Consider the following 22,079-nt stretch of genomic DNA (forward strand, 5'->3'; position numbering starts at 1 on the left):
GGGCGGATTCGGTTAAGCATGAGCGAAGATCCCGGCCGCCGCCCCCGGCGCGCCGGGCGGCAAGCGGACCGGCGCCGCCCCCGGATCAGGAGGCGGCGTTGGCCTCGGCCGTCTTGTCGGCGTAGATCAGCAGCGGCTTGGCGCCGCCCTCGACCGCCTCGCGATTGACCACCACCTCCTCGACGCCCTCGGCGGTGGGCAGGTCGAACATGGTGTCCAGCAGCACGTTTTCGAGGATCGAGCGCAGGCCGCGGGCGCCGGTCTTGCGGGTGATCGCCTTGCGGGCCACCTCCACCAGCGCGTCCTCGGTGAAGCTGAGCTTCACGTCCTCCATCTCGAACAGCCGCTGATACTGCTTGACCAGCGCGTTCTTGGGTTCGCTGAGGATGGTGACCAGCGCCGCCTCGTCGAGATCGCGCAGGGTTGCGATCACCGGCAGGCGGCCGACGAATTCCGGGATCAGGCCGAACTTAAGCAGATCCTCGGGTTCCAGCTCCGCCAGCACCTCGCCGATGCCGCGATCGTCATCGGCGCGCACCTCGGCCCCGAAGCCGATGGCCGAGCCCTTGCCGCGCTGGGCGATGATGCGGTCGAGCCCGGCGAAGGCGCCGCCGCAGACGAACAGGATGTTGGTGGTGTCCACCTGCAGGAATTCCTGCTGGGGATGCTTGCGCCCGCCCTGGGGCGGCACCGAGGCCACCGTGCCCTCCATGATCTTCAGCAGCGCCTGCTGCACGCCCTCGCCCGACACGTCCCGGGTGATCGAGGGGTTGTCTGACTTGCGCGAGATCTTGTCGACCTCGTCGATGTAGACGATGCCGCGCTGGGCGCGCTCGACATTGTAGTCGGCCGATTGCAGCAGCTTGAGGATGATGTTCTCCACATCCTCGCCCACATAGCCCGCCTCGGTCAGCGTGGTGGCGTCGGCCATGGTGAAGGGCACGTCGAGGATGCGCGCCAGCGTCTGCGCCAGCAGCGTCTTGCCGCAGCCCGTGGGGCCGATCAGCAGGATGTTGGACTTCGCCAGTTCCACGTCGGCCTGCTTGCCGGCGTGGTTGAGCCGCTTGTAGTGGTTGTGCACCGCCACCGACAGCACCCGCTTGGCCACCGACTGCCCGATCACGTAATCGTCGAGCACCTGGCAGATCTCCTGCGGCGTCGGCACGCCGTCGGAGGATTTCACCAGCGAGGTCTTCGCCTCCTCGCGGATGATGTCCATGCACAATTCGACGCATTCGTCGCAGATGAACACGGTCGGCCCGGCGATGAGCTTGCGCACCTCGTGCTGGCTCTTGCCGCAGAAGGAGCAGTACAGGGTGTTCTTGGAGTCCTGTCCGGTCGTCTTGGTCATTCGTTTCTCCCGCCGCAGAGGGCGCTGAGGCGTCGAGATACGCCCGCAGGCCTTAACATAGCGTATTCGACGCAGGCTCCGAATCCGATCTTGTCGCCAATTTGCGCACTTGTCGCGCCCGGCGCAAGGCGAGAATGGGCCGCATGCGATCCCGCCGCCGCCGCCGCGCCGCGTCCGGGGCGCGGGGCGGCGGCGCGATCGCGGCTCAGTCCTCGCCCTCCGGCGCGGCGCGGCTGTCCACGATCTGGTCGATCAGCCCCCAGTCCTTCGCCGCAACCGGGGTCATGAAATTGTCCCTGTCCAGCGCCTTTTCCACGGTTTCGATGTCCTGACCGCAATGCTTCACGTAGATTTCGTTGAGGCGTTCCTTCAGCTCCGCCGTATAGCGGGCGTGGATGGCGATGTCGGACGCCTGCCCCTGATAGCCGCCCGAGGGCTGATGCACCATGATCGAGGAATGGGGGAGCGAGAACCGCATGCCCTTTTCCCCGGCCGCCAGCAGCAGCGAGCCCATGGACGCCGCCTGTCCGACGCAAAGCGTGGACACCTTGGGGCGGATATACTGCATCGTGTCGTAGATCGACAGCCCCGAGGTCACGACGCCGCCGGGCGAGTTGATGTAAAGCGCGATTTCCTTCTTGGGGTTGTCGGCCTCCAGAAACAGCAGCTGCGCCACGATCAGCGTCGACATGCCGTCATGCACCGGGCCGGAGACGAAGATGATGCGTTCCTTCAGCAGGCGCGAGAAGATGTCATAGGCCCGCTCGCCGCGCGAAGTCTGCTCCACCACCATCGGGACAAGCGTGTTCATGTAATGCTCGACGGGATCTTTCATGGGGTTCGCCTCGCTCTGCGGCTTCAGCCGCGGTTCCGTTCGCCAATCCGCCTTGGCGTCGTCGGGTCTTGGTTTAGTCACTCTCCGGGACCCCTTCAAGGGGAGATGGCGCCGCCGGATCGCCTGCCAGCCCCCCCTGGGCGCGCCCCGATGCGCGCCCCTTTCCGGCGCGCCGCTGCCGGCGCCCGGATCGTCAGACACAAAGGTTTACGAAGCGTTGACAAAACCTTGACGGGGGCGAATGCGCCGGGCGCGGCGGGCGAACGGGGCCTGAAAGACGCAACGGCCCGCGACGCTGGTCGCGGGCCGTTGCCTTGACGTCTGTCGCTGCCGCAGTCGCGGCGATCAGTCCTCGTCCAGCGCCTCCAGCGCCTTTTGCAGATCGTCCTTGCTGACCTTGGTCTCGGTGACGTCGGCCAGTTCGAGGATGTAATCCACCACCTTTTCCTCGAACAGCGGCGCGCGGATCTGCTGCAGCGCCTGCGGGTTTTCGCGCACGAAGTCGAAGAACGCCTTTTCCTGACCCTGATACTGGCGCGCCTGGTTGAAGATCGCCTGGTTCAGCTCGTTCTCGTTGACCGAAATCTCGTTCTTCTGGCCGGTCTCGGCGAGGAACAGCCCAAGGCGCACCCGGCGTTCGGCAAGCTTGTTGTGCTCGTCGGTGGGCTCGACATCGGGGTGGTCGTGGCCCTCCACGTCCGGGTTCTCGTCATGCCAGAGCTGATGCGCGATCTGCTTGGCCTCGACCTCGACGAGGCTCGGGGGCAGCTCGAACTTCACCGCCTCGTCCAGTTCGTCCAGCAGCTTGCGCTTCAGCAGCGCCCGCGCCGCCGAGGCGTATTCGGAGGCGAGGCGCTCGCGCACCTGGGTCTTCAGGCCCTCCAGATCCTCGGCGCCGAATTTCTTGGCCAGCTCGTCGTCGATCTCGGCCTTCACCGGCGCGCGGACCTCCTTGACGGTGCAGGCGAACGCCGCGGCCTTGCCGGCGAGGTTCTCGGCGCCGTATTCGGCGGGGAAATCCACCTTCACCTCGACCTCGTCGCCGGCCTTGGCGCCGATCAGCTGCTCCTCAAAGCCCGGGATGAAGGAATTGGAGCCGATCACCAGCGGGTAATCCTCGGCGGCGCCGCCGTCGAACGCCTCGCCGTCAACCTTGCCGAGGAAATCGATCACCACCTGGTCGCCTTCGGCGGCGGCCGCGTCGTCGTCGCGTTTCTCGAATGTCTGGGCGTTCTCGGCGAGGTTGTCGAGCGCCTCGGTCACCGCGTCGTCCTCGATCTCCACCGTCAGGCGCTCAAGCTTGATGGCGGCGAAATCGGCCTCGGGCACATCAGGGAGCCGTTCGTAGGAGAGTTCGACGTTGAGGTCGTCGCCCTCGTCGAAATTCTCGTTGACGATCTTCACGTCGGGCTGGGTCGCCGGGCGGTCGCCGGTCTGCTCGAAATGATCGCGGATCGCGCCGTCGACGCTTTCCTGCACGATCTCGCCCAGCATGGACTTGCCGAACATCTTCTTGAGCAGCGGCAGCGGCACCTTGCCCTTGCGAAAGCCCTTCATCTGGACCTCGCCGCGCGCCGCCTCGATCTTCTCGTTCATCTTCTCGGCGAGCTCGGCGGCGGGCACCGTCATGGCGTATGCGCGCTTCAAACCCTCGGACATCGTCTCGGTGACCTGCATTCTCGTCCTCATCATCAAACTGTCGTCACGGGCGGGGGACTGGTGCGGGCGGAGGGACTTGAACCCCCACGCCTTGCGGCACGAGAACCTAAATCTCGCGTGTCTGCCAATTCCACCACGCCCGCAACGGATACTGCGCGCCTAGCGCGGCGCCATGGCCAGGGCGGCCCGGCGTCGCGGTTCGGATTCCGGCGTGTCGTAACAGGGTTGAAAACCCGGCGCGAGCGAAAAATCGTTTTTCGATCGGCGCGGGGCGTGGAAATCAGGCCCCCAGATCGCGCAGCGCGGCGGGGATGCGCTCCGGCAGGTCCTCGGCGATCAGGCCGGGGCCGAAGTCGCGCGCCGCCGCCGCGTGCAGCCAGGCGGCGGCGCCCGCGGCGCGCATGGGCGCGAATCCGCGCGCCAGCAGCCCCGCGACCAGCCCGGCCAGCACGTCGCCCGACCCGGCGGTGGCAAGCCAGGGCGCGGCGCGTTCATGGAACGCCGCATGGACGGCGACGCGGCCCTCCGGGTCGGCGATCACCGTGTCGGGGCCTTTCAGCAGCACCGCGCAGCCGGCGCGCGCCGCCGCCTGACGCGCCGCGTCGACCCTGGAATACGCCGGGCCCTTCGTCGCCGGCGCCGCGAGCCGCGCGGCGATGTCCGGGAACAGCCGCGCGAATTCGCCCGCATGGGGCGTCATCGCCACCCCCCGCCCCGCAATCGACCCCGCGCCGCGCCGCGCCGCGCGCGCGGCTTTCAGCAGCGCGAACAGCGCGTCGGGGTCGTCGGCGAAGGCGGTCAGCGCGTCGGCGTCCAGCAGCGCGGACGGGTGGGTCGGCGCGGAAAGCGCCGTCGCGACCATCGCGCGCGTGCGCGCGTTCACTCCCAACCCCATGCCCAGCGCCACGGCGTTGATGCGCCGATCCGCCAGCGTCTCGGCCAGCGCGTCCGCGTCGGCGATGCGGCGCAGCATGATCGCGTCGAGCCGGGCGGCGTTCTCGATCAGCGCCGCGGGCGGGCAGCCCACCGTCACCAGCCCGGCGCCCACGCGCAGCGCCGCGCGCGCCGCCAGCCGCGCCGCGCCGCCGCGCCCGACGCCCCCCGACAGCACCAGCGCATGGCCGTAGCCGTATTTGTGAGCCCGCACGGCCTTGCCAAGGCGTTCCGGCGCGCCGACCAGCGTCGCGACCTCGCTCCCCCATTGCGCCAGCAGTCGCGCGGTCTGGGTTTCCAGCCCGATGTCCTTCACCGCGAAGCGCCCCAGACAGATGGCTGAATCGCCAAGACAATGGCCGAGCCGGGGCCGCTGAAACGTCACCGCCAGGGCGGCGCGAAACGCCCCGCCCCCCGCCCCGCAGGGGCTCGCGCCCAGCGCCCGCCCGCTGTCCGAGCACAGCCCCGAGGGCATGTCCACGGCGACGGTCTCGAAGCCGCCGCGCGCATGGGCCTGGCGCACCGCGTCCAGCGTCGCGTCGAACCCCCGCGCCAGCCCGGTCCCGAACAGCGCGTCGATGCAGATGTCGCAATCGGGAAACCCGTCGGCGAGCGGCGCGATGGGCAGGACCTCGCCCAGCTCCCCCCAGCGGCGATGGTTTTGCGCGGCGTCCGGGGGCAGTTTCGCCGGGTCGCCATGGCAGAAGACCTCGACCAGCCAGCCGCGCCGCTTGAGCAGCCGGGCGACGACATAGCCGTCGCCGCCATTGTTGCCCGGCCCGCACAGCACCGTCGCGCGCCGCGGTCGCGCCCCCAGATCAGGGCGCCATTCGAACATGGCCTCGACCACGCCGCGCCCGGCGCGCTCCATCAGTTCAAGCCCGGAGGCCGCGCCGCCATCCATCGCGGCGCGCTCGATGGCGCGCATCTGCGCCGCGGTCAGCAGTTCCAGCGGCCCGTCGATTCCAACCATTCCAAGCCTTTTCGATTCGCCCAATCCTGCGGCAAGGCGCCTAAAAAATGGGCGGATTTCCATAAATCCGACGCCCGACGCCCGGCGCGGCGCGGCGCTCCATTGAACTCGCCCAGTTGAAGTGATTGGCATACGCCATGCAAGACAGGATCGCGCGGGGCCGCGCCCCGGCCGCGATCCGATCCCACCGCCGCCTCATGCGCGCGACAACTCCGGGGAGCCCGACGCCGATGAAGAAGATCGAAGCCATCATCAAGCCCTTCAAGCTCGACGAGGTGAAGGAGGCGCTGCAGGACATTGGCGTGCAGGGGCTGACGGTGATCGAGGCCAAGGGCTTCGGCCGCCAGAAGGGGCACACCGAATTGTATCGCGGCGCCGAATACGTGGTCGATTTCCTGCCCAAGATGAAGATCGAGGTGGTGATCGAAAGCGATCTGGTGGAAAAGGCCGTCGAGGCGATCATCGGCGCCGCGCGCACCGGCAAGATCGGCGACGGCAAGATTTTCGTCACCAGCGTCGAGCAGGCGATCCGCATCCGCACCGGCGAGGACGGGGTCGAGGCGCTCTGAGCCCCCCCCTCCCCCGCATTCCAGACACCCGCCCCGCGGCGCGCGACCCCGCCGGGCCCCGAAAAACCCGAGACAGGAAAGGGACATACAGATGAGCGACGCGAATTCCGTGCTCCAGACCATCAAGGACGAGGACGTCCAGTACGTGGACATCCGCTTCACCGATCCGCGCGGCAAGCTTCAGCACCTGACCATGATCGCCGATCAGGTGGACGAGGATTTCATGGAGGACGGGCTGATGTTCGACGGCTCCTCCATCGCCGGATGGAAGGCCATCGACCAGTCCGACATGAAGCTGATGCCCGACCCGGCCTCGGCCTACATGGACCCGTTCTACGCCGAAAAGACCCTGTGCATGCATTGCAACGTGCTGGAGCCCGACACCGGCGAGCATTACGAGCGCGACCCCCGCGGCACCGCGATGAAGGCCGAGGCCTATCTGAAATCCACCGGCATCGGCGACCAGTCCTTCTGGGGGCCGGAGGCCGAATTCTTCCTGTTCGACGACGTGCGGTTCTCCAACACCATGAACAAGGTGTCCTTCGAGGTCGACGCCGACGACGCCGCCTGGAACACCGACGCGGAATTCGAGATGGGCAATTCCGGGCATCGCCCCGGCGTCAAGGGCGGCTATTTCCCGGTCAACCCCACCGACGCGGTGCAGGACCTGCGCTCGGAAATGCTGTCGACCATGAAGCGCATCGGCATGAAGGTGGACAAGCACCATCACGAAGTCGGCTCCTGCCAGCACGAATTGGGACTGATCTTCGGCTCCCTGGTCGAACAGGCCGACAACCTGCAGAAATACAAATACGTGATCCAGAACGTCGCCCACGCCTACGGCAAGACCGCGACCTTCATGCCCAAGCCGATCGCCGGGGACAACGGCACCGGCATGCATGTGAACCAGTCGATCTGGAAGGACGGCAAGCCGCTGTTCGCGGGCGGGCGCTACGCCGACCTGTCCGACGAGGCGCTGTGGTATATCGGCGGCATCCTCAAGCACGCCAAGACCCTGAACGCCTTCACCAACCCGGCGACCAATTCCTACAAGCGCCTGATCCCGGGATTCGAGGCGCCGGTGCTGCTGGCCTATTCGGCGCGCAACCGGTCGGCCTCGATCCGCATCCCCTGGGCGGAATCGCCGAAGGCCAAGCGCGTCGAGGCCCGTTTCCCCGATCCGGCCGCGAACCCGTATCTGGCGTTCTCGGCGCTGCTGATGGCCGGGCTTGACGGCATCCGCAACAAGATCGACCCGGGCGAAGCCGCCGACAAGGATCTCTACGATCTGCCGCCCGAGGAACTCGCCGGCATCCCCACCGTCTGCGGCAGCTTGCGCGAGGCGCTGGAGTCGCTGGAGGCCGATCACGGATTCCTGCTGGCCGGCGACGTGTTCACCAAAAGCCAGATCGAAGGCTACGCCGAGCTGAAATGGGAAGAGGTCTACAATTTCGAGCACACCCCGCATCCGGTTGAATACGCGATGTATTATTCCTGCTGACCCGGGTTGCCCCGGGCGCGCCCGGGCGTGAAACCGCGACGATCGACGGGCGAAGCGCAGGCTTCGCCCGTTGCGCCGTTTCCGGGCGCCTGTGGCGTGCATGCGGCGTGCATGCGGCGGGTCTCCCGCGAAATCGCCGCACCCGACGCCACCGAAAATTGAAACCCCGCGCCGCACGGTCTAGACTATGATCAGCAATGCCGCTGCGCAGGGCTTGCCTGATCGTGGCGGTCGCAAGGAGCTTTTCTCATGCCCTCTGTTTCCCATCCCGCGCTCCATCCCGCCCCCAGCGTCGTCTCCAGCGTCTCATTGCGCGCCCCGGCGCGCCCGCTGCTTGCGGCGCTGATCGGCGCGGGCGCGCTGCTGGGCGCCTGCTCCAACATCCAGCCGGGACTGGAGCTGCGCGCCTATGACGACAGCGGCACGCGCGATTCCAGCTATGACGACAGCGATTTCCGCAAATCGGTGGCCGAACCGTCGCGCTGGCGCCAGTTCGAGCGCTGAGCCTCAGGCCGGGGCGCCGGTTTCGGCCTTGGTCTGGGCCTTGATCTGGGCCTTGATCTGGGCCTTGGTCTGGGCGGGGGCGCGGCGCGCCTCGATCCGTGCGCGCAGGCGCGGCCCGGCCTTGTGGAGGCGCGCGGCCTCCGACAATTCCGACATCGCCCGCGCCAGACCCCGCCATTGATCATCGGTCAGGCTGTCGATCGGCGCGATCAGGCTGCGCACCCCGAACACCGTCGCGCCCGTGTCCGGCAGCCGCGCCACGGTCTGGCGTTCGACGCGCAGCCAGACCTCGTCGAAATCCTGCGCCGGGCCGCCCTTGTCGGCCTCGCGCCGCGGCGTGAACAGATCCGGCGAGGCGGTGAAATTCCAGTTGGCGCGCACCAGCGGGCGCCCGGGGCGCACGCCGTCGAACAGCCGTTGCACCCGGCGCGCCAGATCGCCGGCATAGCCCGCCACCGGCTTGTGGATGCGCAGCAGCGGCCGCCCGATCTTCTCGCTCAGCGTCCAGTGCGCGGGAAAGCACAGCACGCCCGCGACCAGCAGATGCTCGGCGGCGTCCCCGGGGCGCAGCATGAGCAGGAAATCCTCCTGCGCCAGCCGCCCGCAGACCGCGATCGGCGCGTCGTCGAGCGCCACCAGCACCCCGTCGCGACGGCGCAGCCCGCCGGTTTCGCGCCGCGCGCCGTGATGGGCGATCACCTGTTCGACCACCAGATCCAGCAATTCCCGCGCCGGCGCATCGCCGTCCCGGGTCTCGGCCACGGTTTGCGCCCGGCGCCCGGCGATCAGCGCGTCGCGCGCCGCCATCTGCGCCGCGAACGTCGCGTCGTCATGCAGCCATTCGCCCTGATCGATGGGCGCGATCCCCGGCGGATGCGCCAGCCGCGTGACCATGAACGGCGCCAGCGGCACGTGGTCGAGCGCCGTCGCGCGCCAGTCGATCGCGGCGACGTCCTTCATCGCAGCCCCCGGGAATAGCGCAGCAGATTCGCCCCGGTCAGCGCCCGGTGCGCGGGCCCGAATCTCTGGGCGAACAGCAGCCAGTCCATGCCCGACGCCCGGGCGATCGCCCCCAGCGGCGCCCGCCCGTCGATCCGCGCGATCAGCGGCGCGGCGGCCGGCGGGATGTCGAGCGCGAATTTCAACCCCGAGAATTCCACCTTCAGCACGCCGCGCCTGGCGATCTGGCGCGCCGCGGCCTGCGCGTCGACGCCGTTCAGATGCGCCACCGCCTCGCCGGTCATGCGCGCCTGCGCGCGATCCTCGCGCCCGGCCCTGGCGACATAGGCCACATGCATGCGCATGTTGCCGCAGAGCCGCTCCGCCAGCGCCCAGCGCGCCACGGGGTCGAGCGCCCCGACCCGCGCGGCGAAGGCCTCGGATTTCGGCAGGTAGCGCAGCGGATCGTAGCGCACGGCCTCCAGGAACGAGACCACGCCCAGCCCGGCGCGCGACAGCGTTCCCGCCAGGTCCTCCACCGAATAGGGCCGGTCGCGGCTGTGCAGCAGCAGGTCGAACAGCCCGGCGTCGGATTGCCTGTGATCGCCCAGCGCCTCGTTGCGCAAGAACCAGTTGGTCCGGGGCAGCGCACCCAGCGCCTCGCGCGCCAGGCGCACCTGATCCTGCGGCGCGTCCTCGCCCAGCAGCGCCGCGAAGGCGGCTTGCAGCGGATAGACCCCGGTGCGCCCGTATGGCGCGTAGACCATCAGCCCCATGCCGCCATCGGGATGCAGCGCGCCGCTCAGCGCGTCGAACCCGGCCTGCGGGTCGGGCAGATGATGCAGCACCCCGCAGCAATCGACGTAGTCGAAGGGGCCGTCGGCGGCGGCCAGATCCGGGGCCTCCAGCAGATCGCCGGTGACAAAGCGGATGCCCTGCAATCCCCGGGCTTTCGCGCGCGCCTCGGCCACCGCGCGGCTGGCCTCGGACATGTCGAGATAGGTGATCTGCGCCGGACAGCCCGCGTCCGCAAGCAGCTGCGCCATCTGGATCAGCCCGTCGCCGGTGCCGCCGCCCGCGACCAGCGCGCGAAACGGCTTTGTCCAGTCGCGGGCGCCGCGAAACAGGAAATGATCGATCTCCACCGGGTCCGAGGGCGACCCGACGATCAGCCGTTTCGCCTCGTCGCCCGGATCGCGCGCCGGATAGGGATAGGCTTCGTATTGTCGTCTGACGGGATCCATGGGGCCTCCTTGCGCCTTCGCTTGTGGGTTTTCGGGTCGGGGCCTGTCAACCGCGCCGGCGACCCCGCCCCCCGTGGCGCGCGGTCACGGGCGCCCGACAACGCCGCGCGCCGCGCCCGCCCCCGGGCCAATCCCGAAACCCCGGCGCGGCGCCGGAACCCGACCGCCCCGGCGGCGCGAACGCGACAGACCGGCGGCGCGATCGGTTCGAATATCCGAACGGACCGCGCGAAGGGAGGCGCCCGCCATGCAAGACCGCTACGCCGACATCCGAAAGATCGAGCCGGGCAAACGCCGCCCCGACGGCTCGCCGCTCGATGACGACCGGGTGGAGATCGGGCCGACCCGGCTCGCCTTCGCGGAATGGGCGGCGGCGGGGCTGACCTGCCCGGACCTCGCGGCCATGCGCGCGCATCGGCTGGACCGGCTCGCCGCGCATCTGCGGGCGCGCGATTACGGCGCGATCCTGCTGATGGATCCGCTCAACATCCGCTACGCCTCGGACAGCACCAACATGCAGCTGTGGAACGCCCACAACCCGTTCCGCGCCTGCCTGGTGAGCGCCGACGGCTACATGATCATCTGGGATTTCAAGCGGCTGGGCAATCTGCTCACCGAATTCAACCCGCTGATCAACGAGACCCGCCCCGGCACGGCGGGGTTCTTCTATTTCGGCAGCGGCGACGGCGCGCAGGACGACGCCAGCGGCTTCGCCGCCGAGATCGCCGACGTGATGCGCGAACATTGCGGCGGCAATCGCCGGCTGGCCGTCGACAAGATCATGATGCACGGGCTGCGGGCGCTGGACTCGCGCGGCCTCGAGGTCATGGAGGGCGAGGAGGTCACCGAAAAGGCCCGCGCCGTGAAGGGCCCCGACGAGATCCTCGCCATGCGCTGCGCCATGCATGCGGGCCAAACCGCGATGCGCGAGATGGAGCAGATGGTGCGCCCCGGGCTCTCGGAGGACGAGATCTGGGCCGTGCTGCACGCCGGCAACATCCGGCGCGGCGGCGAGTGGATCGAGACCCGGCTGCTGGCCTCGGGGCCGCGCACCAACCCGTGGTTTCAGGAATGCGGGCCGCGCATCGTGCAGGATGGCGACCTGCTGGCCTTCGACACCGACCTGATCGGATGCTACGGCATGTGCGTCGACGTTTCGCGCACCTGGCTGGCGGGGGAGGGCGAGGCCAGCGCCGCGCAAAAGGCGCTGTATGCGGAGGCCCACGCCCATATCATGGACAACATGCAGATGCTGAAGCCCGGCGTCTCGCTGCGCGAAATCAGCTTCGGCGGCCGCCCGCTGCCGGAAAAATACACGCAGCTGCGCTACGGCGCCAAGATGCACGGCGTCGGGCTCTGCGATGAATGGCCGCTGATCGCCCATCCGGAGGACTGGCGCGACGGGCGCTTCGACTACGTGCTGGAAGCGGGCATGACGCTTTGCGTCGAGGCCTATATGGGCGAGGTCGGCGGGCGCGAGGGCGTGAAGCTGGAAGATCAGGTGCTGATCACCGAGGACGGGTTCGAGAACCTCACGACCTACCCGTTCGATGCGCGGCTGCTGGGGTGATCCCGGCGCGACCCGGCGCCCCCTTCCGCCCCGTCCCGCGCCGCCCCGTCCCGCGCCGCCCCGGGCCTGATCCGGGACCGCGCGGACGCCGCGTCAGGTCCTGTCGCGCCGGGTTCGATCCGCGTGCGGCGGGTCGCGCCCGATGATCACCGGCGAAAGCTCCCGCAGCAGCTTCTTGCGGATCGCCCGCCGGTAATCGTTGAAATTCCGCGCCGTCATCGCGAAGGCGCCGGGACCGACCAGCACGTTGTCGCGATACCACAGCGTGAGGCCGATCTCGTCGGTTTCGATCGCCAGCCCGTTGACCGTGACGTCGCGCGCCGCAGCCATGGCGCGGGCTTCGGGCAAGGCGATCGCGCCTTCGTTCCAGGGCGTGGTCTCGGGGCCGTCCCCCGACACGTCGACGATTCTGCGGATCGCGTCGAGGCCGTTGTCGCCGATCATGCCGAGCGCATAGGCAAGCCCGTCGCCAAGCCCGGTGCCGCCGCCGCCGATCGCCGAGAACGCGCCGTGCCGCTTGGCGAAGGTCTCGGCGGTCACCGCGAAACGTTCCGCCGACTGGGGCGAATCCACCAGATGCCATTGCGTCGGATACTTGCCGTAGGCGGCATCCGACCAGATCACCATGGCCACCGCGATCCGCTGAAACGCCCCTTGCGCGATGGCGCGCTGGATGGCGGGGTCGCGAAACGCGGCGGCGATGCCGTCCAGCTGCAGCTTCAACTCGTGGCGATCGACGCTGCCCGAGGCGTCGACGGCGAGCACGATCTCGATATCCACGGTGGCGGGGCCCGGCGTCTCGGCCGCGCCCGCCGCGCCCGCGCCATAGGCCCGCGCGATCAGAAGGCCGGTCAGCAGGGCGATCAGAATGCGCATGAACTGCCGTGTTCTCCCGGGCCGGCCGCAAGGCGGGCGCAACCCGCCGATCATGCGCCGAGGCGGCGGCGCATGGCAATGCGCATCGCGCGCCCGCCCGGCCCCGGCGCCGAGGCCGGCTCGCCGGCCCGCCCGCCAGCCCGGACGCCGGCGCGTTCGGCGATCTTCGTCATCGCCTCATTGCTTTTCCCTCGCCAGCGCGGGTTTTCGAAAGATCGCGCCGTAGTGATATGGCGCCAAGTCGACGACGGCCTCAAAGGCCAGCCCCGCGGGTTCGACGACGCGCCGCACCTCATCGGGCGTCATGCGCAGATCAAGGCGCGGGCCGCGCGGGCGGCCCAGCACCGGCGTGTCCTCGCGCGGCCGCGCATGCCAGTTGACGACCACGAACGCCCCGCCGGGCTTCAGGACCTGAAAGACGCTTCGCGCCATGTCGGTCTGGTCGGGCACGCCATGAAAGGTGTTGGCGATGAACACCGCATCGACCTTTTCGGGCACGAGGCGCGCCATGTCGCGCGCGTCGCCCTCGATCCAGTCGACCGGCGGCGCGCCCGCGCCCTCCGCCGCCCGCCTTGCGCGCGCCAGCATCGCCGGGTCGAGATCGATCGCATGCACCCGCCCGCCGAGCAGGATCGCCATCGCCGCGGTGAACAGCCCGTCGCCGCAGCAAAGGTCGATCGCCGTCATTCCCGGGCGAAACCCGGTCTTGACCAGCACCGCGCGCGGGTCGGGCCACAGGGCCCGCCACCAGTCGGCATCCGGCATCGCCGTCGCCGGAAACAGGTGTTTTTCGCTTGCGCGCCGATGGGGCATTCACTGACTCCGCCATGATTGACCGGCCCCGGTCCTGCGGGGTATACGGGAACATGAGTGATTTCGCATATGAGCATATACGCATGGATCCGGCCGAAATCAACCGCCTGGCCGCGGTCTTCAGGGTTCTCGGCGAACCCAACCGCCTGCGCATCCTGTGCAGCCTCGGCCTTGACTGCCGCCCGGTGTCCGACATCGTGAAGGCCACGGGCATGACCCAGACCAACGTGTCCTTTCACTTGCGGCATCTGCGCGAGGCGGGGCTGGTGCGACCGGAACGCCGGGGGCCGTTCGTCTATTACTGCCTGCCCGACCCTGGGCTGCTGACGGTGTTCGCGGACATGGCGGCGTGGCTCGACGGCAAAAGCTGGATGGGCGAAGGCGGGAACGCAGACGGGCGCGCAAACAGGGACGCAGACGGGAACGCAGACGGGCCAGACCGGATCCCAGGCCCGGCGCGCGACGCGACATCGCGCTGAGTCTGGCCGCGCCCGATGTTTCAGCGCGTCACGTGCGCGTTGAGGCCTCTTTTCACCGCCCCGGCGGCGGCCCATGTTCCCCAGACCCGCAAGCCAGCGACAGGACCCGCCTCATGCGCAGCGAAAAATTCGAATTCCAGGGCCATTCCGGCGAAACTCTGGCGGCGACGCTCGACCTGCCCGAACAGGCGCCGCTGGCCTACGCGCTGTTCGCCCATTGCTTCACCTGCTCCAAGGACATTTCCGCCGCGCGGCGGATTTCCCAGCGGCTGGCGGCGCAGGGGATCGCCACGCTGCGTTTCGATTTCACCGGGCTCGGCCATTCCGAGGGCGATTTCGCCAACACCCATTTCACCTCCAACATCGCCGATCTGATCGCCGCCGAACGCCATATGGCGGATCTGGGCATGGCGCCTTCGCTGCTGATCGGCCATTCGCTGGGCGGCGCTGCGGCGCTGGTGGCGGCGGCGGACATGCCCTCGGTGAAGGCGGTGGCCACCATCGGCGCCCCCGCCGACCCGGCGCATGTGCTGGACAACTTCGCCGGCTCGCTGCCCGAAATCGCCGCAAAGGGCGAGGCCGAGGTGTCGCTGCAGGGCCGCGCCTTCACCATCCGGCGCGGCTTTGTCGACGATATCTGCGCCGCCCGCCTGATGCCGGCGATCCGCGATCTGAGGCGGGCGCTGCTGGTGCTGCACGCGCCGCGCGACGCCGTCGTCGGCATCGACAACGCCGCCGAGATCTTCATGGCCGCGAAGCACCCGAAAAGCTTCGTGACGCTGGACGACGCCGATCACCTGCTGCGGCGCGCGCAAGACGCCGACTACGCCGCCGACGTGATCGCCGCCTGGGCGCATCGCTACATGACCTTCGCGACGCCCGAACCGGTGGCCGCCGCGCCCGACGGCGTGGTGCGGGTGAGCGAGGTGGACCCGGCGCGCTTCCTGCAGGACATCAGCGTCGGCCCGGCGATCAACCTCAAGGCCGACGAACCGGTCTCGGTCGGGGGCGGCGGGCTCGGGGCCTCGCCCTATCAGCTGGTCTCGGCGGGGCTCGGGGCCTGCACCTCGATGACCATCCGCATGTATGCGCGGCGCAAGGGCTGGCCGCTGGACCACGTGGCGGTGGACGTGTTGCATGACCGCATCCACCTGCGCGACAGCGAGACCGCCGCAGCCGGGGCAAGGAAGGTCGATCGCTTCCAGCGCCGCATAACGCTGCGCGGCGATCTCGACGACGCCCAGCGCGCGCGGCTGATGGAGATCGCCGACAAATGCCCGGTGCACCGCACCCTGAAATCGCGCATCGAGATCGAGACCGTCGCCGCCTGACCCGCCCCCGCGCAGCCCGCGCTTGACGCCGCCGCCGCCCCGTGGCTGGGTGCGGCCTCACGCGGCGAAGGAGCGGACATATGGACAGCGAGCGCGTTTCGGCCAACGGGCTGGAATTCCACTGCCTGACGGCGGGCGACCCGGCGGCGCCGATGCTGCTGATGCTGCACGGGTTCCCGGAATATTCCGGCGCCTGGGAGGAAATGTTCGCGCGCCTGTCGGACCGGTATTTCTGCGTCGCCCCGGACCAGCGCGGGTTCGGGCTGTCCGCCAAGCCCGAGGGCGTCGCCGCCTATGGCGGCGGCAAGCTGGCCGGCGACGCGCTGGCGATCCTCGACCATTACCGGCCCGGCGCGCCGGTCGCCGCGGTCATCGGCCATGACTGGGGCGCGGCGGCGGCCTATGCGATGGCCTTTCGCGCCCCCGGACGCATGCAGAAGCTGATCATCGCCAACGGCGTGCACCCGATCCCCTTCCAGCGCGCGCTGGCGGCGGGGGGGGCGCAGTCGCAGGCCTCGCAATACATCGACTGGCTGCGCGCCGAGGGCGCCGAGGACCGGCTGGCGGCGGATGATTTCGCCGGGCTGCTGAAGATGTTCTCGGCCAACATGGATCTGAGCTGGCTGCAAGGCGATCGGCTGGCCCGCTACAAGGCGGCCTGGGGCCAGCCGGGGGCCATGACCGGGATGCTCAACTGGTATCGCGCCTCGCCGCTGGTCGTGGCCCGGCCCGGGCGGCCGCTGACGCCCGGGGAGACCCCGCAATTCCCCGCCGCCGCCATGCGCGCGCCCATGCCGCATCTGCTGCTCTGGGGCATGAAGGACGCCGCCCTGCTGCCCGAGACCCGCGACGGGCTGGCGGAGTTCTGCGACGATCTGACGATCCGCGAATTCGCCGACGCCGATCACTGGATCTTTCACCAGCAGCCCGACGCGATGGCCGCGGCGATCCGCGATTTCCTCGATTGAAGCGCGGCTAATCCGCGCCACATCTTGGCATTCGCCCGGGCGCGACAACTACCGATTGATCCGCCCCGCCCAAGCCTGCGATAGTGCCGCCATCGAGCACTCCGGAATCGGGAAGAAGAGCCGCATGGCCACTCCAGCCGCCCAGACCGCCGCCGCCCGGCGCGACGACAACCGGCGCAACGACAAACCGCGCGACGACAAACCGCGCGACGACGCCCGGCGCGACGATGACCTGTTCGCCGTGAAGGACGCCGCCGCCGACGCCTATGACGCCGCCTCCATCGAGGTGCTGGAGGGGCTCGAACCCGTCCGCAAGCGCCCCGGCATGTATATCGGCGGCACCGACGAACGCGCGCTGCACCATCTGGCGGCCGAGGTGCTCGACAATTCCATGGACGAGGCCGTCGCCGGGCACGCCTCGCGCATCTCGATGGACTTCAACGCAGACGGCTCGGTCACCATCCAGGACAACGGCCGCGGCATCCCCGTGGACCCGCATCCGCGCTTTCCCGACAAGTCGGCGCTGGAGGTCATCCTCTGCACCCTGCACGCGGGGGGCAAGTTTTCCGGCAAGGCCTATCAGACCTCGGGCGGGCTGCACGGGGTCGGGGTGTCGGTGGTGAACGCGCTGTCGGATCGCCTGACGGTCGAGGTGGCGCGCAACAAGACCCTGTATCGCCAGAGCTTTTCGCGCGGATTGCCCCAGGGGGGTCTTGAAACCGTGGGGCCGACGCGCAACCGGCGCGGCACCTCGGTGACCTTCCACCCCGACCCGGAGATCTTCGGCGACCGCGCGGCGCTGAAACCGGCGCGGCTGATGAAGATGGCGCGCTCCAAGGCCTATCTGTTCTCGGGCGTGGAAATCCGCTGGAAATGCGCGCCGGAGCTGATCAAGGCGGGCGATGAAACGCCGCTTGAGGCGGTGTTCCACTTCCCCGGCGGGCTTGCCGACTATCTTGCGGCGACGCTCGCGGGCGCCGCCACCTATGCCGACCGGCCTTTCGCCGGCAAGGTCGAATTCGCCGCCAAGTTCGGCCCCGCCACCGCCGGATCGGTGGAATGGGCGATCAACTGGACCCCGGCGCGCGACGCGTTCATATCGTCGTATTGCAACACCGTGCCCACGCCGCAGGGCGGCACGCACGAGGCCGGGTTCTGGGCCGCCGTCACCAAGGGCGTGCGCGCCTATGGCGAATTGACCGGCCAGAAAAAAGCCGCGCAGATCACCCGCGACGACGTGATGTCGGGGGGCTGCGCGATGATATCCGTGTTCATCAGCGACCCGGATTTCGTCGGCCAGACCAAGGACCGCCTGTCCACCGCCGAAGCCCACCGGCTGGTGGAAAACGCGGTGCGCGATCATTTCGACAACTGGCTGGCCGGCGACCCGAAGACCGCCGGGCAGATCCTCGATCACCTGATCCTGAAGGCCGAGGAGCGCCTGCGCCGCCGCGCCGAAAAGGAAACCGCGCGCAAATCCGCCACCAAGAAGCTGCGCCTGCCCGGAAAGCTCGCCGACTGCTCGGACAATACGCGCAAGGGGTCGGAGATCTTTCTGGTCGAGGGCGACAGCGCCGGCGGCTCGGCCAAGCAGGCGCGCAACCGCCGCACCCAGGCGGTGCTGCCGCTGCGCGGCAAAATTCTCAACGTCGCCAACGCCTCGGTGGAAAAGCTGGCGCAGAACCAGGAATTGCAGGATCTGAGCCAGGCGCTCGGGGTGGCGTCGGGGTCGAAATTCAACCTCGACGACCTGCGCTACGAGAAGGTCATCATCATGACCGACGCGGATGTGGACGGGGCGCATATCGCGTCATTGCTGATGACGTTCTTCTACCGCCAGATGCGCCCGATGATCGACGCCGGGCGGCTGTATCTGGCGCAACCGCCGCTGTATCGGCTGACCCAGGGCGCGAAATCGGTCTACGCCCGCGACGACGCCCACAAGGAGGAACTGCTGCATTCCGCCTTCAAGACCCGCGGCAAGATCGAGATCGGGCGCTTCAAGGGATTGGGCGAGATGATGCCCAGGCAGCTCAAGGACACCACCATGAACCCGGCGACGCGCCACCTGATCCGGATCGCCATCGACGATGACGAACCGGGCGAGACCGGGCGGCTGGTGGAACGGCTGATGGGGCGCAAGGCGGAGCTGCGCTTCCAGTTCATTCAGGAAAACGCCCGTTTCGCCGAGGCGCTCGACGTCTGAGCCCTCGCGCCCATATCATTGTCGTGGCCCGCAGGCTGTGCGCCCGGCGCGACCGGGCCGGATGGCGGACCGCAAACCACCGGGGCGACGACCAGACGGGGCGACGACCAGACGGGGCGACGACCAGACGGGGCAACGGGGCCGACCGACCGAGGAGCCTGATCATGAAGGACGCATTGGCATCTCGCACGACGCGATTCGGCGCGCTGGCGCTGGGCGCGCTGGCGCTGTCCGCCTGCGCGAACATCCCGCCCGGCGGCGCCATCGTGCACACGCCCTATTACGAACTGATCTACACCTCGTCCGAGGTGCGCACCATCGGCCCGGTCATGCCGGTGCAGGTGTTCGGCGCCCCCCCCGACGGCGCCGGCCCGGCGGAGGTCGCCGCCGCCATGACCCTGCCCGGCCGCTTCGGGTCCAAGCCCGCCCAGCTGGTTCCGGCGGGCGCGACGGGCAAGCGCATCGTCATCGGATTCTTCCCCGCCTCGCCCGAACGGCTTTGCGCCGGCCCGGGCAAGACCGGCGGCAAGACCGGCGGCGCGACGGGGGCGGCGACGGGGGGGGCGACGGGGGGGGCGACGGGCGGCGCTGACGGCCCGGCGCGGCTCGACGCCTCGCTGGCGTTTTGCATCGACGAGCGGGTGTTCACCGGCGCGCGGCTGGAATCGCGGGCCACGCGCGGGCCGCGCGATCCGGGGTTTCGCCAGGCGATCCTCCAGACCTACGCGGTGATGCTGCCATATCAAAACCCCGAACGCCGCCCCGATCCGCCGCGCATACGCATCCGCAGCCGCTAGGCGCAACGACGCGCCGCGCTCGACCGAAAGGGAATACCCCGATGCCCCATCCCCAAGCAGCCCCCCGGCTCGTCACGCGCCTCGGCGCCGCCTTCGCGCTCGCCCTGCTGACCAGCTGCGCCAACGTGGCCGGCGGGTCGGACGGCGGCGTCAACGTTCTGATATTCAGCGAGGATTTCGCCGACAACTACACATCGATCGAATTGCGCAGCGCCGGGTCATTGCCGCTGGAAATCCAGGGCGCGCCCCCCGACGGCGCCGCCCCCGAGGCCATCGCCGCCGCCATGACCCTGCCCCGGCGGCTTGGCGGCACGGCGCTGAACCCGGTCGCGCCGGGCGGCGGCGGGCGGCGGCTGGCGATCGGATTTTTTCTGGCGACGCCTGAACGGCTTTGCCGCGGCGGCAATGCCGGCAGCGCCCTTGACGACAAGGGCCGCATGCAGGTCTCGCTGGCCTATTGCTGGGACGATCGCATGCTGAGCGGCGCGCAGGCGCGCATCAACGGGTCGCGCGGGCCGAACGACCCGGGGTTTCGCGAGGCGATGATGCGGCTCTATGCGCGGGCGCTGCCCACCAAGAACACCAACGCCCCACGGTCCTCGCCGCGCTGAAGCTCAGCCCGCCAGCGATTCGCGCAGTTCCTCCAACGCCAGCCATTCCTCCTCGGCGGCGGCCAACGCCTGCTGGCGCGCGGCCAGCCCGTCGCTGGCCTTGCGGAATTTCGCCGGTTCGCGGGCGAAGCGATCGGGATCGGCGAGATACAGTTCAAGCTTGGCGATCTCCGCGCTCAGCCGATCGATCTCGCCGGGCAGCAGGTCAAGCCGCCGCGCCTGCGCATAGGACAGTTTCGCGCCGCCCTGCCCCGGCGCCCGGGGCAGGGCGGCGGGATCGGGCGCGGCGACGCGCGACGCTTTCGCCGCCCGCCCCTGCGCATCCGGCCCCTGCGCATCCGGCCCCTGCGCGCGCTGCGCCTGATAATCCGACCAGCCGCCGGCGTAGACGACCGCGCGCCCGTCGCCCTCCATGGCGATGGTGGTCGCCGCCACCCGGTCGAGAAAATCGCGGTCATGGCTGACCAGCAGCACCGTGCCGTCGTATTCCAGCACCAGTTCCTGCAACAGATCGAGGGTCTCGATATCGAGATCGTTGGTGGGCTCGTCGAGGATCAGCAGGTTGGACTCCCGCGCCATGATCCGCGCCAGCAGCAGGCGCGCCTTCTCGCCCCCCGACAGCGCCTTGACCGGGCCGCGGGCCTGGCGTTCGTCGAACAGGAATTCCTTCAGATAGGCGACCACGTGCCTGGGCCGCCCGCGCACCATGATCTGGTCGTTCTTGCCCGAAACCCCAAGCCCCTTGTCCCCGGTCAGGATCTCCCACAGGGATTTTTCCGGGTCCAGCGCCGCGCGGTTCTGATCGAACACCGCCTTCACCAGATTGGTCCCGAGCCGGATGCGCCCCGAATCAGGCGCCTCCTCGCCGATCAGCATCTTCAGCAGCGTGGTCTTGCCGACGCCGTTGGGGCCGACCAGCGCCACGCAATCGCCGCGCATGATCCGCACCGAGAAATCGCGCAGGATCACCTGATCCCCGAAGGCCTTGGAGACAGCCTCGGCCTCGACCACCAGCCGCCCGGATTTCGGCCCCGACTCGAAAGCCATCGCCGCCGTGCCGGTGCGCTGGCGCTGCCCGGTCCGCGTCGCGCGCAGGTCCCGCAAGCGCCGCACCCGCCCCATGTTGCGCTTGCGCCGCGCAGAGATGCCCTCGACCGCCCAGCGCGCCTCGGACTTGATCAGCCGGTTCAGCTTGCGGCGCTGGGCCTCCTCCTCCTCGAAATGCTTGTCGCGCCAGTCCTCGAACCCGTCGAAGCCGCGCGATATGCGCCGCACCTCGCCGCGATCCACCCAGAATGTCTGGCGGGTGAGGCGCTTCAGGAACGTCCGGTCATGGGAAATCAGGATGAACGCCGCGCGGGTCTGGGACAGCCATTGCTCGGCCCAGGCGATGGCTGAAATATCGAGGTGGTTGGTGGGCTCGTCCAGCAGCATCAGATCGGGTTCGCCGGCGATCACCCGGGCCAGCGCCGCGCGGCGACGCTCGCCGCCGCTGGCCTCGCCCGGGGGGTGATCTGCAAGCACCTGCAGCCCCTCCATGGCCATCTCGGCGCGGTAGCGTTCGGAATCGTCGAGATCGGCGGCCACGTAATCGCCAAGCGTGGCGTGGCCGCTCAGATCCGGGTCCTGCGGCAGATAGCCGATGCGCGCGCCGGGGCGCAGGAACCGCTTGCCGCTGTCGGGTTCGACGATCCCGGCGGCGATCTTCAGCAGCGTCGACTTGCCCGAGCCGTTGCGCCCCACAAGACAGATGCGCTCGCCCGGATGCACCGCCAGCGACAGGCCGCTGAACAGCGGATCGCCGCCAAAACCAAGCGAGACGTCGGACAGGGTGAGGATGGGAGGTTCGGCCATGCCCGTGCGCCTAGCCCCCGCCGCGCCGGGCGTCAAGCGGCGTGCGCGCACTCGGTTCCGCGCGCC

The 22,079-nt window shown here is 69.3% G+C and carries 20 protein-coding genes and 1 tRNA gene; 10 read left to right on the plus strand and 11 right to left on the minus strand.

Translation table 11 applies throughout. The features are described 5' to 3' along the window. Positions 1–85: 85 nt before the first annotated feature. The 5 genes from clpX to AC1HC7_RS10600 form a co-directional block, all read right to left on the minus strand. Positions 86–1,351, minus strand: a complete 1,266-nt coding sequence (gene clpX / locus AC1HC7_RS10580; RefSeq protein ID WP_479496771.1) for an ATP-dependent Clp protease ATP-binding subunit ClpX — start codon at positions 1,349–1,351, stop codon at positions 86–88. Between the two features lie 205 nt (positions 1,352–1,556). Continuing rightward, positions 1,557–2,186: an ATP-dependent Clp protease proteolytic subunit gene (locus AC1HC7_RS10585; protein ID WP_479496770.1), complete on the minus strand. Its 630-nt coding sequence runs from the start codon at positions 2,184–2,186 to the stop codon at positions 1,557–1,559. A 345-nt stretch (positions 2,187–2,531) separates the two neighbouring features. Continuing rightward, the gene (gene tig, locus AC1HC7_RS10590) at positions 2,532–3,863 is read right to left on the minus strand and encodes a trigger factor (protein ID WP_479496769.1); all 1,332 of its coding nucleotides are present in this window, start codon (positions 3,861–3,863) and stop codon (positions 2,532–2,534) included. Between the two features lie 40 nt (positions 3,864–3,903). Continuing rightward, positions 3,904–3,988 (minus strand) — tRNA-Leu (locus AC1HC7_RS10595). A 137-nt stretch (positions 3,989–4,125) separates the two neighbouring features. After that, positions 4,126–5,751, minus strand: coding sequence for an NAD(P)H-hydrate dehydratase (locus tag AC1HC7_RS10600; RefSeq protein WP_479499002.1), 1,626 nt, complete (start codon positions 5,749–5,751; stop codon positions 4,126–4,128). Positions 5,752–5,981: 230 nt separating this feature from the next. On the opposite strand from AC1HC7_RS10600, the gene AC1HC7_RS10605 reads away from it, so the two are divergent. The 3 genes from AC1HC7_RS10605 (at position 5,982) to AC1HC7_RS10615 (ending at position 8,325) form a co-directional block, all read left to right on the plus strand. After that, positions 5,982–6,320, plus strand: coding sequence for a P-II family nitrogen regulator (locus AC1HC7_RS10605; protein ID WP_479496767.1), 339 nt, complete (start codon positions 5,982–5,984; stop codon positions 6,318–6,320). Between the two features lie 91 nt (positions 6,321–6,411). Further along, the gene (glnA, locus tag AC1HC7_RS10610; RefSeq protein ID WP_479496766.1) at positions 6,412–7,821 is read left to right on the plus strand and encodes a type I glutamate--ammonia ligase; all 1,410 of its coding nucleotides are present in this window, start codon (positions 6,412–6,414) and stop codon (positions 7,819–7,821) included. 249 nt (positions 7,822–8,070) lie between these two features. Further along, on the plus strand, positions 8,071–8,325 hold the full coding sequence (locus AC1HC7_RS10615; protein WP_479496765.1) for a hypothetical protein: 255 nt from the start codon (positions 8,071–8,073) through the stop codon (positions 8,323–8,325). 3 nt (positions 8,326–8,328) lie between these two features. Here the strand turns inward: AC1HC7_RS10615 and AC1HC7_RS10620 are convergent, their stop codons facing one another. Both AC1HC7_RS10620 and AC1HC7_RS10625 read right to left on the minus strand, forming a co-directional pair. Beyond that, positions 8,329–9,285, minus strand: coding sequence for a heme-dependent oxidative N-demethylase family protein (locus AC1HC7_RS10620; protein ID WP_479499003.1), 957 nt, complete (start codon positions 9,283–9,285; stop codon positions 8,329–8,331). Next, complete coding sequence (locus AC1HC7_RS10625) at positions 9,282–10,508, minus strand: class I SAM-dependent methyltransferase (RefSeq protein WP_479496763.1); 1,227 nt, start codon at positions 10,506–10,508, stop codon at positions 9,282–9,284. Before AC1HC7_RS10625 ends, AC1HC7_RS10620 begins: the two co-directional genes overlap by 4 nt. A 247-nt stretch (positions 10,509–10,755) precedes the next feature. Between AC1HC7_RS10625 and dddP the strand changes: the two genes are divergently transcribed. Then, the gene (gene dddP, locus AC1HC7_RS10630; RefSeq protein WP_479496762.1) at positions 10,756–12,078 is read left to right on the plus strand and encodes a dimethylsulfonioproprionate lyase DddP; all 1,323 of its coding nucleotides are present in this window, start codon (positions 10,756–10,758) and stop codon (positions 12,076–12,078) included. Between the two features lie 93 nt (positions 12,079–12,171). Here the strand turns inward: dddP and AC1HC7_RS10635 are convergent, their stop codons facing one another. Genes AC1HC7_RS10635 through AC1HC7_RS10645 form a run of 3 tightly spaced genes read right to left on the minus strand, consistent with a single transcriptional unit; the run spans position 12,172 to position 13,767 of the window. Continuing rightward, the gene (locus AC1HC7_RS10635; RefSeq protein WP_479496761.1) at positions 12,172–12,954 is read right to left on the minus strand and encodes a DUF1194 domain-containing protein; all 783 of its coding nucleotides are present in this window, start codon (positions 12,952–12,954) and stop codon (positions 12,172–12,174) included. Between the two features lie 50 nt (positions 12,955–13,004). Continuing rightward, positions 13,005–13,127 carry a hypothetical protein gene (locus AC1HC7_RS10640; RefSeq protein WP_479496760.1) on the minus strand — a complete coding sequence of 41 codons (123 nt, stop codon included), beginning with the start codon at positions 13,125–13,127 and terminating at the stop codon, positions 13,005–13,007. A gap of 4 nt (positions 13,128–13,131) precedes the next feature. After that, positions 13,132–13,767 carry a class I SAM-dependent methyltransferase gene (locus AC1HC7_RS10645; RefSeq protein ID WP_479496759.1) on the minus strand — a complete coding sequence of 212 codons (636 nt, stop codon included), beginning with the start codon at positions 13,765–13,767 and terminating at the stop codon, positions 13,132–13,134. 83 nt (positions 13,768–13,850) lie between these two features. On the opposite strand from AC1HC7_RS10645, the gene AC1HC7_RS10650 reads away from it, so the two are divergent. The 6 genes from AC1HC7_RS10650 (at position 13,851) to AC1HC7_RS10675 (ending at position 20,159) form a co-directional block, all read left to right on the plus strand. Then, positions 13,851–14,246, plus strand: a complete 396-nt coding sequence (locus AC1HC7_RS10650) for an ArsR/SmtB family transcription factor (RefSeq protein ID WP_479496758.1) — start codon at positions 13,851–13,853, stop codon at positions 14,244–14,246. 113 nt (positions 14,247–14,359) lie between these two features. Beyond that, positions 14,360–15,577 (plus strand): bifunctional alpha/beta hydrolase/OsmC family protein, encoded by a 1,218-nt coding sequence (locus tag AC1HC7_RS10655; RefSeq protein ID WP_479496757.1) that lies wholly within the window; start codon positions 14,360–14,362, stop codon positions 15,575–15,577. An 80-nt stretch (positions 15,578–15,657) separates the two neighbouring features. Continuing rightward, on the plus strand, positions 15,658–16,545 hold the full coding sequence (locus AC1HC7_RS10660; RefSeq protein WP_479496756.1) for an alpha/beta fold hydrolase: 888 nt from the start codon (positions 15,658–15,660) through the stop codon (positions 16,543–16,545). Positions 16,546–16,669: 124 nt separating this feature from the next. Beyond that, positions 16,670–18,751 carry a DNA topoisomerase IV subunit B gene (gene parE / locus AC1HC7_RS10665; RefSeq protein WP_479496755.1) on the plus strand — a complete coding sequence of 694 codons (2,082 nt, stop codon included), beginning with the start codon at positions 16,670–16,672 and terminating at the stop codon, positions 18,749–18,751. 164 nt (positions 18,752–18,915) lie between these two features. After that, positions 18,916–19,548 carry a hypothetical protein gene (locus AC1HC7_RS10670; RefSeq protein WP_479496754.1) on the plus strand — a complete coding sequence of 211 codons (633 nt, stop codon included), beginning with the start codon at positions 18,916–18,918 and terminating at the stop codon, positions 19,546–19,548. Between the two features lie 41 nt (positions 19,549–19,589). Beyond that, a complete protein-coding gene (locus tag AC1HC7_RS10675) occupies positions 19,590–20,159 on the plus strand; it encodes a hypothetical protein (protein ID WP_479496753.1) in 570 nt (189 codons plus the stop codon). Between the two features lie 3 nt (positions 20,160–20,162). On the opposite strand, the gene AC1HC7_RS10680 is transcribed toward AC1HC7_RS10675, so the two are convergent. After that, on the minus strand, positions 20,163–22,013 hold the full coding sequence (locus AC1HC7_RS10680; protein ID WP_479499004.1) for an ABC-F family ATP-binding cassette domain-containing protein: 1,851 nt from the start codon (positions 22,011–22,013) through the stop codon (positions 20,163–20,165). Positions 22,014–22,079: the final 66 nt, after the last annotated feature.

The organism is Oceanicella sp., from assembly GCF_056449545.1.

Coding starts and splice junctions, on each gene's coding strand:
- clpX (WP_479496771.1), bottom strand. CDS start 1,351: ATGACCAAGACGACCGGACAGGACTCCAAGAACACCCTGTACTGCTCC.
- AC1HC7_RS10625 (WP_479496763.1), bottom strand. CDS start 10,508: ATGGATCCCGTCAGACGACAATACGAAGCCTATCCCTATCCGGCGCGC.
- AC1HC7_RS10585 (WP_479496770.1), bottom strand. CDS start 2,186: ATGAAAGATCCCGTCGAGCATTACATGAACACGCTTGTCCCGATGGTG.
- AC1HC7_RS10650 (WP_479496758.1), top strand. CDS start 13,851: ATGGATCCGGCCGAAATCAACCGCCTGGCCGCGGTCTTCAGGGTTCTC.
- AC1HC7_RS10660 (WP_479496756.1), top strand. CDS start 15,658: ATGGACAGCGAGCGCGTTTCGGCCAACGGGCTGGAATTCCACTGCCTG.
- AC1HC7_RS10675 (WP_479496753.1), top strand. CDS start 19,590: ATGCCCCATCCCCAAGCAGCCCCCCGGCTCGTCACGCGCCTCGGCGCC.
- AC1HC7_RS10640 (WP_479496760.1), bottom strand. CDS start 13,127: ATGACGAAGATCGCCGAACGCGCCGGCGTCCGGGCTGGCGGGCGGGCC.
- AC1HC7_RS10655 (WP_479496757.1), top strand. CDS start 14,360: ATGCGCAGCGAAAAATTCGAATTCCAGGGCCATTCCGGCGAAACTCTG.
- AC1HC7_RS10670 (WP_479496754.1), top strand. CDS start 18,916: ATGAAGGACGCATTGGCATCTCGCACGACGCGATTCGGCGCGCTGGCG.
- AC1HC7_RS10605 (WP_479496767.1), top strand. CDS start 5,982: ATGAAGAAGATCGAAGCCATCATCAAGCCCTTCAAGCTCGACGAGGTG.
- glnA (WP_479496766.1), top strand. CDS start 6,412: ATGAGCGACGCGAATTCCGTGCTCCAGACCATCAAGGACGAGGACGTC.
- AC1HC7_RS10620 (WP_479499003.1), bottom strand. CDS start 9,285: ATGAAGGACGTCGCCGCGATCGACTGGCGCGCGACGGCGCTCGACCAC.
- AC1HC7_RS10680 (WP_479499004.1), bottom strand. CDS start 22,013: ATGGCCGAACCTCCCATCCTCACCCTGTCCGACGTCTCGCTTGGTTTT.
- AC1HC7_RS10645 (WP_479496759.1), bottom strand. CDS start 13,767: ATGCCCCATCGGCGCGCAAGCGAAAAACACCTGTTTCCGGCGACGGCG.
- AC1HC7_RS10635 (WP_479496761.1), bottom strand. CDS start 12,954: ATGCGCATTCTGATCGCCCTGCTGACCGGCCTTCTGATCGCGCGGGCC.
- tig (WP_479496769.1), bottom strand. CDS start 3,863: ATGCAGGTCACCGAGACGATGTCCGAGGGTTTGAAGCGCGCATACGCC.
- AC1HC7_RS10600 (WP_479499002.1), bottom strand. CDS start 5,751: ATGGTTGGAATCGACGGGCCGCTGGAACTGCTGACCGCGGCGCAGATG.
- parE (WP_479496755.1), top strand. CDS start 16,670: ATGGCCACTCCAGCCGCCCAGACCGCCGCCGCCCGGCGCGACGACAAC.
- dddP (WP_479496762.1), top strand. CDS start 10,756: ATGCAAGACCGCTACGCCGACATCCGAAAGATCGAGCCGGGCAAACGC.
- AC1HC7_RS10615 (WP_479496765.1), top strand. CDS start 8,071: ATGCCCTCTGTTTCCCATCCCGCGCTCCATCCCGCCCCCAGCGTCGTC.